This window comes from Pseudoalteromonas sp. ESRF-bin5 (assembly GCF_002632075.1).
Taxonomy (GTDB): Bacteria; Pseudomonadota; Gammaproteobacteria; order Enterobacterales; family Alteromonadaceae; genus Pseudoalteromonas; species Pseudoalteromonas marina.
The window spans coordinates 1-13,692 of the sequence record NZ_NTLW01000127.1 but is presented as its reverse complement, the minus strand read 5'-3'; the positions used below and the strand labels follow the sequence as shown (position 1 = coordinate 13,692).

12 protein-coding genes are annotated in these 13,692 nt (G+C 39.3%); 8 read left to right on the top strand and 4 right to left on the bottom strand.

Annotation, left to right across the window (positions count from 1 at the left end):
• On the top strand, window positions 1–372 hold a 372-nt coding region (gene rlmM, locus BCG07_RS06650; RefSeq protein WP_286889407.1), incomplete at its 5' end, for a 23S rRNA (cytidine(2498)-2'-O)-methyltransferase RlmM.
• Between the two features lie 75 nt (window positions 373–447).
• Here rlmM and cysZ read toward each other — a convergent pair.
• Entirely contained in the window at window positions 448–1,158 is a 711-nt protein-coding gene (cysZ, locus tag BCG07_RS06645) for a sulfate transporter CysZ (protein ID WP_006794514.1), read from the bottom strand.
• 263 nt (window positions 1,159–1,421) lie between these two features.
• Here cysZ and BCG07_RS06640 point away from each other — a divergent pair, with 263 nt between their 5' ends.
• The 5 genes from BCG07_RS06640 to speB all read left to right on the top strand — a co-directional run bounded on the left by BCG07_RS06640 (window position 1,422) and on the right by speB (window position 8,576).
• The gene (locus BCG07_RS06640) at window positions 1,422–1,883 is read left to right on the top strand and encodes a GNAT family N-acetyltransferase (RefSeq protein ID WP_286889405.1); all 462 of its coding nucleotides are present in this window, start codon (window positions 1,422–1,424) and stop codon (window positions 1,881–1,883) included.
• A 207-nt stretch (window positions 1,884–2,090) separates the two neighbouring features.
• Window positions 2,091–4,331 (top strand): sensor domain-containing phosphodiesterase, encoded by a 2,241-nt coding sequence (locus tag BCG07_RS06635; protein WP_286889403.1) that lies wholly within the window; start codon window positions 2,091–2,093, stop codon window positions 4,329–4,331.
• 200 nt (window positions 4,332–4,531) lie between these two features.
• Window positions 4,532–5,401: an MYG1 family protein gene (locus BCG07_RS06630; protein WP_006794517.1), complete on the top strand. Its 870-nt coding sequence runs from the start codon at window positions 4,532–4,534 to the stop codon at window positions 5,399–5,401.
• A gap of 328 nt (window positions 5,402–5,729) precedes the next feature.
• Window positions 5,730–7,643, top strand: coding sequence for a biosynthetic arginine decarboxylase (speA, locus tag BCG07_RS06625; protein ID WP_286889401.1), 1,914 nt, complete (start codon window positions 5,730–5,732; stop codon window positions 7,641–7,643).
• 3 nt (window positions 7,644–7,646) lie between these two features.
• Window positions 7,647–8,576 carry an agmatinase gene (speB, locus tag BCG07_RS06620; RefSeq protein ID WP_286889399.1) on the top strand — a complete coding sequence of 310 codons (930 nt, stop codon included), beginning with the start codon at window positions 7,647–7,649 and terminating at the stop codon, window positions 8,574–8,576.
• 42 nt (window positions 8,577–8,618) lie between these two features.
• Here speB and BCG07_RS06615 read toward each other — a convergent pair whose 3' ends face one another.
• Genes BCG07_RS06615 through BCG07_RS06605 form a run of 3 tightly spaced genes read right to left on the bottom strand, consistent with a single transcriptional unit; the run spans window position 8,619 to window position 11,145 of the window.
• The gene (locus BCG07_RS06615; protein ID WP_006794520.1) at window positions 8,619–9,017 is read right to left on the bottom strand and encodes a DoxX-like family protein; all 399 of its coding nucleotides are present in this window, start codon (window positions 9,015–9,017) and stop codon (window positions 8,619–8,621) included.
• Complete coding sequence (locus BCG07_RS06610) at window positions 9,004–10,026, bottom strand: M48 family metallopeptidase (protein WP_286889397.1); 1,023 nt, start codon at window positions 10,024–10,026, stop codon at window positions 9,004–9,006. The genes BCG07_RS06615 and BCG07_RS06610 overlap by 14 nt, the downstream gene beginning before the upstream one ends.
• Before the next feature lie 9 nt (window positions 10,027–10,035).
• Window positions 10,036–11,145, bottom strand: a complete 1,110-nt coding sequence (locus BCG07_RS06605; protein WP_286889396.1) for a YjgN family protein — start codon at window positions 11,143–11,145, stop codon at window positions 10,036–10,038.
• A gap of 167 nt (window positions 11,146–11,312) precedes the next feature.
• Here BCG07_RS06605 and BCG07_RS06600 point away from each other — a divergent pair, with 167 nt between their 5' ends.
• Complete coding sequence (locus BCG07_RS06600) at window positions 11,313–12,044, top strand: RNA methyltransferase (protein WP_286889395.1); 732 nt, start codon at window positions 11,313–11,315, stop codon at window positions 12,042–12,044.
• A gap of 67 nt (window positions 12,045–12,111) precedes the next feature.
• The coding region (locus BCG07_RS06595; protein WP_286889394.1) for a chromosome segregation SMC family protein at window positions 12,112–13,692 on the top strand (1,581 nt) is incomplete at its 3' end.

Genomic DNA, 13,692 nt, shown 5'->3' with positions numbered 1-13,692 from the left:
AATGGACCAATGAATGATAACCTAATGGAAACAGGGCAGGTTAAGCATTTTAGAGAGGATGGCTTTAAATATCGTCCAGAGAAAAGAAACATTACTTGGCTTGTATGTGACATGGTAGAAAAACCAACCAAAGTAACCAGCCTAATGATTGACTGGGCAGTCAATGCCTATGCAAAAGAGCTTATTTTTAATCTTAAATTACCAATGAAAAAGCGCTTTGACAGTGTATATGAGTGCTTAGCAATGATAAAAGAAGAGCTCGCTAAGTACGGTATTAGCTACGAATTACAAGCTAAGCATTTATACCATGATAGAGAAGAGATAACGGTACATTTAAATGTGACTAAAGTCCCTCAAAGCTTATACAGCTGATTGAAGACAAAAAATGGGCCGCTAGGCCCATTTTTATATACACACTGTTACTAAAGTAATAACTTCATTTTAGAGTTAGCTTCGGTATTTTGGTCGGTAATTATCTACCCACAGCCTTGTAGCACCGCATACTGCGACAGGCATAACAATTAGGTTCACAAATGGAATGGCTGTTAATAGCATAACAGCAAAGCCAAACCCATAAGAAAGCCCCTGTTTAGACTTTAAGTCGTTTTTCATCTCTTTAAAACTAATTTTATGGTTATCAAATGCATAATCTTTATACTGCACCGCATACATCCAGCAAGTGAATAATACCCACAGTATTTGTCCTATCACCGGTAAAACCCACAGTAATATAAAAAAGCCAATAGCACGTGGTAAGTAATAGCATAGCTTGGTCCACTCACGGGCAAGCATACGTGGTATATCTTTTATTAAGTCAGCAAAGCCATCATCGTTAATTTTTTGACCCGTTAAGTACAACTCTACTTTTTCGCTCAAAAGTGCATTAAATGGGGCTGCAATAAAGTTTGTAATCACGGTAAACACCATACTATAACTAAATAGCACGACTAATACCGCTATTGGCCACATCAACCATTCTAACCAGCTTAGCCATTCGGGGAGCATGTTGTTGATATAATTAAAACCGTCACTCAACCAGCCAAATAAGAAAAATAATGAACTACCAAATAATAAAATATTAATCAAAAGCGGAATGAGCACAAAGCGCTTTAATCCTTTTTGGCTTATTAATTTAAATCCTGAAAAAAAATATTCCATACCTTGTATGATCTGCACAACAACCTCAATCAATGTTTACAACTTAAGTTAGTATAAATAGCTTAATAATTTTGAACAGCTATTTTGCGTAACAAAGTGTTTAAAGCAAGGTACACGCATTTTTTATCAGTTCCTTATTTGAAAGTACTGAGTCTGAATCATTTAAAGCGGTAATTGTGTTAAAACACCATGCAGAGGTTGTTCATTTGTTACAATTCGGTATAGTTTCACAACATATAATTAATATAAATTTGAGATACTCAATGCAGTTAGTTGATTTAAAACCGAATGACCAGGATGTGATTAATGTTTTTGCTGATATCGACCGACTTATAAACTCTTTATACCCTGTAGCTACCGCGCAATCACTTACCTTAAGCGAACTAGATAAACCTAACGTTTATGCCATTGGGTTAAAAAATGATGACGGGATTGTTGCTTGTGGGGCAATTGTAATGCAATCAGGGGAACCATCTTACGCAGAAGTAAGACGCCTTTATGTAAACCCTAGTTACCGTGGGAAAGGGTTATCTCGCAGAGTTATGCAAATTCTTTTGCACTACGCAGGCGAAGAAGAAATACCATTGATTAGATTGGAAACTGGCCCTAAACAAATAGAATCGATTAAACTATATGAAAATTTAGGGTTTAAACGTTGTGGTTGTTTTGGTTCTTATCAAGATAACCCGCAAAGTGTGTTTATGGAGCTTGGCTTATGCCAATAACAAGCAGATTTTAAAACATCTATATTTTATAGACTAATGCTATGCTGTTTATTATTGTATAAAAAACAGTAATTAGCAGTAAAAGTCGTTTATTTAAAGCTATACTTTACATTACCTAAGCGAATAATTTTATTCGGTACTGAATACTGTACTGTTTTTAAAAAACATCTGTAAGCTAAAAACAATAATGAAAGTGTGTGGTGTCAAATGGAAACAGTTAGATTAAATAAGTTGTTATCCCATCAGCAAGATATTTTATCTAAAATAGCGCTTGGACTCCCGTTTGAGGATGTTCTTGACGAAATTTGCTTATCGATAGAAGAACTTATTGATGAAAAATCCGCTAAATGTTCTATTTTGTCACTAAACAAAGGGCAATTGCTGCACTGTGCCGCGCCTAACATTGAGGATGGTTATTGTCAGGCAATCAATGGGGTTCACATAGGTCCAAATGTTGGCTCGTGCGGTACTGCAGCTTATTTAGGCGAGCGCGTTATTGTTGAAGACATAGCCAATTCATCGTTGTGGGCTGATTTTAAAGAAGTCGCTTTACAGTTTGGATTGCAGTCGTGTTGGTCTACCCCTGTTATTTCAACTAAATCTAGTATTTTAGGCACGTTTGCCATTTACCACGATAAGCCCAAAAAGCCTTCACCTTTCGAACTTGAATTAATCGACTATTTTGTAAATTTCACAAGTATTGCACTTGAAAAAAACGCAGAGTACATAAAAGCTAACCAGCTCATTACTGATTTAGAAAAAAGTAATGAAAAATTTGCAGCTTTTACAAAGGTTATGCCCGATTTAACACTTATTATTAGTGAAGAGGGTGAGTATATGGATATTTATGGCACCACCGACGCGCTTTTATACAAGTCACAATCTGACTTAATAAATAAAAAAATTAATGACGTAATGCCTGCTGAAGATGCCACATCAATAATGGCGGTAATAAATAAAACATTGCTCACAAACGATGTTCAAGTATTTGAATACGAATTAGATATCGACGGCAAAATAATGGTTTTTGAAGGTCGTACATCACCCATTAAAGATTACCAGTCAGATAACCCATCTCAGCGTTATATTGTTTGGGTTGCACGCGATATAACAACAAGAAAAAAAGCAGAGCTAGAAGTAGAAAGGCTTGCCTTTTATGACCCATTAACAGGTTTGCCAAATAGACGAATGCTGAATGACAAATTATCAGCCTATGTTGAGAATATAAAGCAAAGCGATGTGACCGGTGCGTTATTATTTCTAGACTTAGATAATTTTAAACGAATAAACGATTCAGTAGGCCACAGCGCGGGTGATGAAGTTCTTGTAGAGCTTTCAAAACGATTTAATGGTGTTGTTAGTGAAAAAGATACATTAGCGCGTGTTGGTGGCGATGAGTTTATTATATTGCTTGAATATGTTGGTGATAATACAGAAAGTGCAATTTTAGAGTCTGAAAAAATTGCAAAAATAATACAAAGTGTTTTTTATGATAAATTTGAAGTGGGCCGCTTAGCCTTTCAGGTCAGTTGTAGCATTGGTATTTGTTTAATAGATAAAAGCAATCATTTAACCGATAATATTCTTAAATTTGCTGATACGGCTATGTACCGTTCTAAAATGAAAAACGGCAATAGCTGCAGCTTTTATGATCCCGAGTTACAAGCATTGCTTGAAAATCAGGCCGAACTTGAAACCGACATTGTAAGAGCCATTGCACACGATGAGTTTAGTGCGTATTTTCAGCCGCAAATAAATGCAAATGGTAAAATTACTGGGGCTGAGGCTTTAATTAGATGGCATCACCCAAGTAAGGGGCTGATTGCGCCTAATGACTTTATTCCAATCGCTGAGCAAAATGGGGTTATTCAAAAGCTCCAAAACACTGTTCTGCGTGATATTTGTATTCTAATAAATGAGCTTAATAGCAAGCAGCTGATTGATGATTCATTTAAAGTGTCTATCAACATCAGTCAAGTCCAGTTCAATTCAACGACGTTAAAAACTGAATTATTAAATGTTGTTAATGATTATAATGTTAATCCATCGAATATTAAGTTAGAGATCACAGAGTCTATGCTTAGCGGCGATATAGCCAGCGTAATATCGCAAATTGATGAGTTAAAGCAGCAAGGTTTTATTTTCTCAATAGATGACTTTGGTACAGGCTATTCGTGTTTAACGCATTTGAGCTCGTTTTCAGTGAATGAATTAAAAGTAGATAAAAGCTTTATAGATAAAATATTAGATAAAGGCACAGGGTTTAGTATTGTGCAAACCATTATTAATTTAGGTAAAAGCCTTAACTTAACAGTTGTTGCTGAAGGTGTTGAAACCGAAGAACAATTTACCGTACTTAAAGCAATGAGCGTTGACATGATTCAAGGCTATTTAATTGCTAAGCCTATGAACTTCGATGATTATTTATGCTGGCATCAGTCTTATTAAAATGTAGACACCTTCAATTTTAAATTAACATGCTTTGGTAATTTGGCTGGAGTCTGTCGTAGTATCAAAACGACTAACAAGAATCCTGTTCTTGTTAATCACATTCGTATAAAATTCACCACTTAACGTCCTATAGTTTTCACAATTAACGCAATACAGAGCGAGACTTCCTTATCCTTTCTAATAAAGACACCAGTTCAGTGACCGATTTAACAGTAGTTACTCATAACGGTAATTTTCATGCCGATGATGTATTTAGCATCGCGGTGCTTAAACATGTCTACCCTTCGTTTAATTTAGTACGTACACGTGATAAAGCGCTTATGGACAGTGCTGATATAGTGATTGATGTAGGTGGGCAATACGATCCAGATGCTGGGCGTTTTGATCACCACCAACGTGGTGGCGCTGGGGAGCGTGAAAATGGAATACCGTACTCGTCATTTGGATTGGTGTGGCAAAAGTATGGTTTAGCACTGTGTGACAATAATCAAGCAGTTGCAGACAGAGTTGATGCAGGATTAGTTTCAACCATTGATGCAATTGATTGTGGTCATGTTGAGGGTGTTCAGCAGGGTATAAGTTTAAGTCAAACAATTTCCATGTATAACCCAACGTGGGAAGAAAGCCCTGAGTTTGATAAGTGCTTTGATGAAGCTGTCGAATTTGCTTCTCGTATGCTGACTCGATTTATAGCGTCAGCAAGTGGCAGTGTCAATGCAAAAGCAATTGTCGCTAAAGCGATAGAAAGTGCTGAAGATCCTCGCGTTATTGTGCTTGAAAAGTACACGCCATGGAAAAAAACAGTCCATATTTTGTCAAGCGAAGCGTTGTACATGGTTTACCCTTCACATTCAGGTCAATGGATACTTCAAACAGTCCCTGTCGAGCCCGGCTCGTTTGAAGATAGAAAGTCGCTTCCTAAAGCATGGGCTGGTTTGTCTGATGAAGATTTCCAAGCAAAAACGGGGTTAGACGACGCTGTTTTTTGTCACAATGGGCTATTTATTGCTGGCACTAAATCATTTGAGAGCACAATGAAGCTTGCCGAAGTGGCGTTAGCTGAATAAATGATTTAGCTTCAATAGTTAATTAGCCTGATTCTGAAATCAAATCTCTAAAGCAGACTTCAGGCTAAGTATTTAATTTGCTCCTACGCAGTTGTTTAAACCACACCTAACATTACCCCTCAATATATAAGTGTGTTACCAATCTGAGCTTTTCTTAAAGCTAGGCCCTATAAAATAAGGTTTTGTTGGTCATGCTGTTTACTATTTATTTTTAATATTAAAAATCACTCGTTACGAGTAAAAATACTTGTTGGACTTAAAGGTCTATTTTTCTTTTAATGCGCGCAATTAGCCGAACCGGCATTCATTAAATAAAAGAGAAAGATAAATGAAAGAGACAACATCACTAGAACAAGCTCGCACGAGTTACAATGTTCGTCATTGGAGCCAAGGTTTTTTTGGTATTAATGATCAAGGTGATGTGTATGTTGCCCCAAAGGCTCACGCCCCAGAGCAAACTATTGCACTGACAGATATTGCAAAACAACTTCAAGAAAAAGGCTTAAGCTTACCGGCTTTAGTGCGCTTTCCACAAATTTTACATCATCGTGTGCACAGTTTATGTGGCGCATTTAATACCGCGATTGAAAACTATGGTTACCCAAAAGACTACTTATTAGTTTACCCAATTAAAGTAAACCAACAACGTGAAGTGGTTGAAGAAATAGTAGCAAGCCAAGCCGAATTAGAAAAAAAACAATTAGGACTTGAGGCGGGTAGCAAACCAGAGTTATTAACCGTTTTGGCAATGGCAGAAAAAACCAGTGCAGTGATTGTATGTAATGGCTACAAAGACAAAGAATATGTGCGCTTAGCACTGATTGGCGAAAAGCTAGGCCACAAAGTATACATAGTGCTTGAAAAGCTCTCTGAGCTCGACATGGTGCTTAGCCAAGCAAAAGCGCTAAATGTTAAACCGCGTATTGGTATTCGCGTTCGTTTAGCATCGCAGGGCAAAGGTAAGTGGCAAGCAAGTGGCGGTGAAAAATCTAAATTTGGTTTATCAGCGTCGCAAGTTTTACATGTAGTAAACCGTTTAAAAGAGGCAGGCCAACTTGATTTAATGCAACTTGTGCATTTTCACTTAGGCTCGCAAATGGCAAACATTCGTGATGTGCGTTTAGGTGTGAGCGAAGCCGCGCGTTTTTACTGTGAGCTACGCAAATTAGGTGCAAGCATTGAGTGCTTAGATGTAGGGGGCGGTTTAGCTATTGATTACGATGGTACCCGCAGCCAATCGCATAACTCAATGAATTACAGCTTAGCTGAGTATGCAAATAACATTGTGTACACCATAGGTGATACGTGTAAGCAGTACGCGCAGCCCATGCCGACGATTATTTCTGAGTCGGGGCGTGCACTAACGGCGCACCATGCGGTGCTTATATCAAATGTTATAGGCACAGAAAGCTACGTACCAGAACAGCTAAAAGCGCCTGCTGGCGATGCACCGCTTTTATTAAATAATATGTGGGCCTCGTTTGTGCAGTTAACAGATTTAACTGACGACCGCGCGCTGATTGAAATTTACCACGACAGTCAAGGGGATTTAGCTGAGGCGCATAACCAGTTTGCACTTGGGCTTTTAGATTTAACGCAGCGTGCGTGGGCAGAGCAAGTTAACTTACGTATTTGTTATGAGCTTAACAAACACATGGATAACAAAAACCGTTTTCACCGCCCAATTATTGATGAGTTGAACGCGCGTTTAGCCGATAAATTTTTTGTAAACTTTTCGCTTTTTCAATCATTGCCTGATGCGTGGGGGATTGATCAAGTGTTTCCGGTATTGCCATTAAGTGGCTTAACCGAAGCACCAAAAAAACGCGCTGTATTACTTGATATAACCTGTGATTCAGACGGCGCACTTGAGCACTATGTTGATGGCCAAGGCATTGAAAGCACATTACCCGTGCCTGAGTACAGTGCAGATAAGCCTTACTTAATGGGCTTTTTCTTAGTGGGTGCATACCAAGAAATTTTAGGTGATATGCACAATTTATTTGGCGATACGCACAGTGCCATTATCAATATGGATGAGCAAGGCGTTGCCAGTATCAGCGAAATAAATCAAGGCGATACGGTGGCCGATATGATGCGCTATGTGCATTTAGATGTTGAGAGCTTTCAGCAGTCGTATGCGCAGTTAGTGTCTGCAAAAATAGATAAAAATGAACAGCAAAGCGTTTTAGACGAGTTGCAAAACGGCCTTAATGGCTACACTTATTTAGAAGAGTTATAAGCAATGTCTAGCTTGTTTGGTCATGTTGACCACTCATTGTATTCAAACGGGATGACGTTTTTACGTCGTCCTATGGTGCAAAATATTAATGCCATTGATGCAGATGTCGTTGTACTAGGCTTACCGTTTGACTTAGCAACATCGGGCCGTCCCGGTGCTCGCTTAGGGCCAGATGCCATTCGCAGAGCGTCGGTACATTTAGCCTGGGAAGACACTAAATACCCGTGGACATTTCCTTTGTTTGAGCGTTTAACGGTTGCTGATGCGGGGGACTTTACTTATCCGGTAGGCGATCCTGAGTATTTTACGGCACAGCTAGAAATGGCCGCAGATCAAATGCTTCGCCAAGGGGCAACGCTGTTAGGCCTTGGTGGCGATCACTTTGTAACGCTTCCGCTATTGCGCGCGCATGCAAAGATACATGGCAAAATGGCGCTGGTTCATTTTGATGCGCACACTGATACATACAGCAATGGCTCGCGTTTTGATCACGGCACTATGTTTTATCATGCACCCATGGAAGGGCTGATTGATGTAGAGCACAGCATACAAATAGGTATTCGTACCGACTTTGACCAATCAAAGCATGAGTTTGCAGTGATTGATGCAATGCAAGCTAACGATTTGCACGCCAATGAAATAGCAGCGCAAATACGCGAGCGGGTAGGCGACTTACCCGTTTACCTAACGTTTGATATAGACTGCCTTGACCCGGCATTTGCACCAGGTACAGGCACACCGGTTTGTGGTGGTTTAACATCAGATAAAGTGCTTAAAATACTGCGCGCGCTTAAAGGTATAAATATGGTGGGAATGGATGTGGTAGAGGTTTCACCGTCGTATGACCAAAGTGAACTTACCGCTATTGCCGCAGCAACAATTGCGAGCGAGTTATTGCATTTGTGGACACATAAAAATAAGTACTCACTCTAAGTGCCCCAATAATAAAAGAGGATGTAAATCCTCTTTTATTATTTAGAGGTATCGATTACTCAAGAGTTTTATTTCTTTCAGCCATATAAAGCTCAAGGCAATAAGCGGTAAGTTGGTAGTAACTGGATTAAATGCTTCTATTAACAAATTTGGCTGCATGACCGCAACGGCCCCTAACAGGCCGCATAATAAGAAAATATTTAACCAAACTAGCTGTTTATTTTTATAAAATATAATTAGTAACAGCCCAAAAATAACCTCAGCAATACCGGCACCACGCGTAATCAAATCAGACACTTGTGCAGAATAGCCAGCACTGCCAGTCATTAACTTTTCAAGAGGGGCAACGTGATAAATCTTTGGAAAAAAGCCATGATACATCCAACTCAACCCCACAATATAGCGTGCAATTTGTATATAACCGCGGTTATTTCCTAGCATTATCTATTCGCTCCTGTGAGCTGGGGTGGCTTGATAAGTATTCGAGTAAGTTATTTACCTTTTTAAGGTGTTCGTTTTCAGTGGTATGCGCACTTTGCAAAGCTTCAATTGCATCGGCAAAATCGTTGCTTGAATAGCCTAAGTTTTCTAGTTGATTTAATGCATAACTGTCGGCTTCTCGTTCCATATCTCGCGAAAAGCCTTGTTGGGCAAACGAGGCACCAGTCCCCAAGGCAACCTCAGCTATTCCCTCTAAATCACCGAATATAACGGCAAGTACAATCGTACTTGCTGCCGATTGTGCTGTTATGCGAACACTATGCTGGTGGACGACATGGCCAATTTCGTGAAGTAACACTGCTTTTAGTGCATTGGGCTTATCGGCCAGTAAATTAGCTAATTCATCTGTGACCACAATTCGGCCATGAGGGAGTGCGAACGCATTAGCACCAAAGCTTTGGGATTTATAAAACGAAAGCCTATACACCGAACTTTCAAGTGCAAGCTCATCAAGCATGGTCTTAAAGTGTCGCTGAACTCTGGCTTGTTGTTCGTCAGGTAACTCTGTTGGGTCGAGTGCTAATTTTTTAATTACAGCAAAACTTTGCTCACCCATTTGTTCAACAACGCTATGCGGTAGAGTATCAACACTGTAAACAGCAATTGCGGGCACAACTTTGTATAGCATTAACCACATAAAAAGAGGTGTAACTACAATTGCTGCAATAATAGCCCACTTATTTTTTTCAAACCGCTCTAGTGAGTGATTATTTTTAGCGTTAAATGCCCACCTAAAATCTACATCAAGCGGAATAAAGCGACCACCATCGTCAAAGCTTAGTTCGTCGGCAAGACCTGCAATCGCCGAACTTAAATTAAGTTCGTTAATTGCATAGCGGACAGGTTCGTCGTTACCGTGATTAATTTCAACGTGTGAGCCGCTAATTTTAGCGACACACAGCTGATAATTACTCGAAGCGTTTGGAAAATAATGTCCCTGAACGTTCATAATAAACTCTTATGTTAACGACAAATCAATATCAAATACGTTAGCCGCTTCCTCAGCAAATGATGATTGCTGCTCTTGCGTTGTATCTATTAAGTTTAATGCGCCAGGGTATATATCAACGGTTGTAGCTTCGGCAAGCATTTTTGATGTACGAATTTGTGTCCAGGGGTAAGCAAGCCCTAATGAAAACACAATAGCTAACATGTTGGTTAAAAGTAAAATGGCGTAAGGAATAGGTTTAAGCTCAGATTTAAACGATGCTACATCTTCAAATTGGCTATTATTAAAAATATGATTTCTAATTGCCGCTTTCCATACCGCGGTTACTATGGCAATCATCACGACGTAAGCAATCATTAACCCACCAAACATAACCCCCATTTTTGCAGGGTCTTGAGCTGCTTGTTGGTTTTCTACATTGAGTAAATCAAGTCCAAATAGTCCTAAAATAGCCATAAATATTACCATGGTGATAGAGCTCACCACAAAGCAAATAAGGGCTGTTAGGTAATAAGTTTCACCTTTAAGCTTTACGCTTAATGGCTTATTGCCATAGCTAATATTACTATGAATGTAAGTATCTATGCGCTTTAAAACATAAGGCATTAATAAATAAAGTGTAAATACACTGGCAATCGGTAATAGAATAAAGTTGATGAAGGCTTCGCCGTAATCCCCTTTAAACGCAAAACGCACATTACGATGACGGGTCATACGCATATTAAAACGTAAGCCTTGGTTAATAATCCACGGCATTAAAAAAATAAAAGCGATGGCAAATAAAAAGCCTATGAGTGGAAGAAAGCTGACAGCAAAGGTGTAAATTAAAAATACAATGACCGCTAAAATACGGCCTTTTAAAATTTGCATTGGAGTAGCTAAGTAGTCAAAGCTGTGGCCATCTATACGAGTATGCCCATAAAAATAGCGCATTGTACGCACTTTTGCCCAGGCAGAATAAATGCCCAATGTTAGTACGCTTAGTAAGATATTAACTATCCAAATACCAAAAAACTCACCGCCTTTGCCACTAAATTGTACTTTAGAGCTAGATAGCGGGGTAAGTGGATTCGCGCTCGATTCGTTTGATTGTGAAGGGGTTGGGTGTATTGATTCCATTAAAAGCCATTCCATGTTGTTTTTTTGTTAATTTACCGATTTTAAGTGCAAAACTCAATATTTATCCCTGCAATCGGACTTTTAATCTCTAAGGTGAGTTCAAACTAGGTGATACATTTTTTATATTGAACTCTGTTATACTGGGCGGATAATTTTATGGGGCTGTTATGATTTCAAAAAACCAACTCAAACTTATTCGCCAACTTGGCCAAAAAAAGTACCGAAAGCAATATAATCAATACCTTGTACAAGGCGAAAAAAACGTACTTGAGTTGCTTAATAGTTCACTAAACGCAGTTGATGTATTTGCAACTTCGGCATTTATAAATGCTCATCAAAGCTGTTTTCCAAGCACCCATATCATTGAAGCTGATGAGGACGTTCTTACTAAAGCGAGCACGCTTGTAAGTAATAATGCCGCTATTGCAATTGTTGATATGCCAAAAGCCGACTTACCCACAATAAAAGGGTTAATATTGGCCCTTGATGGCGTGTCTGATCCTGGCAATTTAGGCACAATAATAAGAGTGGCAGACTGGTATGGTATTAAACACATTGTAACCAGCACAGACAGTGCAGATGCCTATAACCCAAAAACAATTAGCGCCACAATGGGGTCATTTGTAAGAGTTTCAGTTAGTCAGGTCGATTTGCCTGCTTACCTACAAACACTCAACTTACCAATTTACGGTGCGTTTTTAGATGGCCAAAGCGTACACAAAACACAGTTTAATGGCGAAGGTGTATTGTTAATGGGTAGCGAATCTCATGGCATACGACAAGCCTGTGCGGGTTTAGTAACCGATAAAATAACAATTCCTGCATTTGGTGAGGCCGAGTCGCTCAATGTTGCTATGGCAACTGGGATTATTTTAGATAATTTTAAACGTCAAGCTTAACAAATGTGTGTTCTTTGAGTTAAATTGCCCATGAATAACAACAATAATAAATTGGTAAAACAACAAGATGCGCTTAAGCACTATTAAATTAGCGGGCTTCAAATCGTTTGTAGAGCCCACTAAAATACCGTTTCCAGATCAAATGACCTGCGTTGTTGGGCCAAACGGCTGCGGCAAATCTAATGTGATTGATGCGGTAAGATGGGTGCTTGGAGAAGGCTCAGCTAAAAACTTGCGTGGCGATGCCATGACAGATGTTATTTTTAATGGCTCGACTAATCGAAAAGCCATTTCGCAAGCCTCTGTAGAGCTGATTTTTGATAACTCGCTAGGCGAGCAAGAATTAAAAAGCACCTTTGCCGATAGAAACCAAATAGCGATTAAGCGTTTAGTAACACGCGATGGCCAATCGTTATACTTTTTAAATGGCAGCAAATGCCGCAAGCGTGACATAACTGATATATTTTTAGGCACTGGGCTTGGTCCTCGCAGTTATGCGATTATTGAGCAAGGGATGATATCGCGCTTAATTGAAAGTAAACCTCAAGAACTTCGCGTGTTTTTAGAAGAAGCTGCGGGCGTATCTAAATACAAAGAGCGTCGCCGCGAAACGCAAACGCGGATTAAAAGTACACGAGAAAATTTAGAACGTTTATTAGATGTTCGTAAAGAGTTGCAAAGCCAACTTGATAAATTGGCTGTTCAGTCACTTGATGCTAAAAAATACCGTGAACTTAAAGCAACAGAGCGCACATTAAAAGGTCAAGTCGCTGTTTTAAAATGGCAAAAGCTGCATCAACAACAATTAGACAAAAGCGAGCAAATCAAAAAGCTTAATGAGCAAATAAGCTTTTTTAAAACGGCTCACTCAGGGCACGATGATGTGCTTGCAACACTTGAAGGAGAGGTACAAGCTCAGCAAGATAAATTAAGTGATGCGCAGCACCAGCAACATATTACTCATACCGAGTTAACTCGAGCCGAACAGCAAAAAATTAGTGTTAAACAACAAATACAGTCACTTAAACAAAGCTTAATAAAATTACAACAACGCCAAACAGATAGCCTTGAGCAAAAAGCGCAACAGCAGCATATATGCGAAGAACTTGATGAAGCACTGCAAGAGGCAATAGAAAGCAGTTTAATGTGCGAAGAGCAAGTGAGTGAATTGTCATTTGAGCTTGAGGGGTTGCAGGGTGCTAAGCAGCGAAGTTATTCTAATTGGCAAACACTCAACGAACAACAGCAACACCTTACCAATCAGGTGCAGTCGCAAAGTAGTGAAATAAAGCACACGCAACAGCAAATAAATCATGTTAATGAGCAACTTAGCCAATTTAATTTACAGCTTGATGAACTAAAAAATAATAATGTAGAACATCAGCTGGCCGAGCAAAAACAGCAGCGCCAAGCACTCACTGAGGCGCTTGCAAAAAACCAAAGCGCGCTTGCGCAATGTGAAGTTAAATTGACTCAGCAAAATAGGCTGGTTGATGAAACTCAAGACAATCATAAAACACTGACACAGAAAGAAAATGAACTAAACGCCCGTATTGCTGGGCTTAAAAGTGCATTGGGGTTAGATGAAGAGGTCACTAACTCAACTGGGGTTTTAAGTCAGCTCATAGTGCAAGAGGGTTTTGAGCCA

Coding starts and splice junctions, on each gene's coding strand:
- cysZ (WP_006794514.1), bottom strand. CDS start 1,158: ATGGAATATTTTTTTTCAGGATTTAAATTAATAAGCCAAAAAGGATTA.
- BCG07_RS06640 (WP_286889405.1), top strand. CDS start 1,422: ATGCAGTTAGTTGATTTAAAACCGAATGACCAGGATGTGATTAATGTT.
- BCG07_RS06635 (WP_286889403.1), top strand. CDS start 2,091: ATGGAAACAGTTAGATTAAATAAGTTGTTATCCCATCAGCAAGATATT.
- speA (WP_286889401.1), top strand. CDS start 5,730: ATGAAAGAGACAACATCACTAGAACAAGCTCGCACGAGTTACAATGTT.
- speB (WP_286889399.1), top strand. CDS start 7,647: ATGTCTAGCTTGTTTGGTCATGTTGACCACTCATTGTATTCAAACGGG.
- BCG07_RS06615 (WP_006794520.1), bottom strand. CDS start 9,017: ATGCTAGGAAATAACCGCGGTTATATACAAATTGCACGCTATATTGTG.
- BCG07_RS06610 (WP_286889397.1), bottom strand. CDS start 10,026: ATGAACGTTCAGGGACATTATTTTCCAAACGCTTCGAGTAATTATCAG.
- BCG07_RS06605 (WP_286889396.1), bottom strand. CDS start 11,145: ATGGAATCAATACACCCAACCCCTTCACAATCAAACGAATCGAGCGCG.
- BCG07_RS06600 (WP_286889395.1), top strand. CDS start 11,313: ATGATTTCAAAAAACCAACTCAAACTTATTCGCCAACTTGGCCAAAAA.